The 611-nt window shown below is 45.7% G+C and carries 1 protein-coding gene; it reads right to left on the bottom strand.

The features are described from left to right. A partial coding sequence (locus tag ACFPFU_RS25665; protein ID WP_377069611.1) for a hypothetical protein occupies positions 1-406 on the bottom strand: 406 nt, incomplete at its 3' end. Positions 407-611 lie beyond the last annotated feature (205 nt).

Below are 611 nucleotides of genomic sequence, written 5' to 3' on the forward strand. Positions count from 1 at the left end.
CCGGTTCTCTGTTCCCTGTTTCCTGAATAGTGAGTGAATTGTGAATAGGGAATAGGTGGTTTTCGCACGATTTGCTGTTTCCGGTTCTCTGTTCCCTGTTTCCTGAATACTGCGTGAATGGTGAATAGGGAAAAGGGAATAGGTGGTTTTCGCACGATTTGCTGTTTCCGGTTCTCTGTTCCCTGTTTCCGGAATACTGCGTGAATAGTGAATAGGGAAAAGGGAATAGGTTTGCGACCGGTTTCCTGTTTCCGGTTCTCTGTTCCCTGTTTCCTGAATAGTGAGTGAATTGTGAATAGGGAATAGGTGGTTTTCGCACGATTTGCTGTTTCCGGTTCTCTGTTCCCTGTTTCCTGAATACTGCGTGAATGGTGAATAGGGAAAAGGGAATAGGTGGTTTTCGCACGATTTGCTGTTTCCGGTTCTCTGTTCCCTGTTTCCGGAATACTGCGTGAATAGTGAATAGGGAAAAGGGAATAGGTTTGCGACCGGTTTCCTGTTTCCGGTTCTCTGTTCCCTGTTTCCTGAATAGTGAGTGAATTGTGAATAGGGAATAGGTGGTTTTCGCACGATTTGCTGTTTCCGGTTCTCTGTTCCCTGTTTCCTGAATA

Source organism: Negadavirga shengliensis, assembly GCF_042652345.1.
Classification (GTDB): Bacteria; Bacteroidota; Bacteroidia; order Cytophagales; family Cyclobacteriaceae; genus Negadavirga; species Negadavirga shengliensis.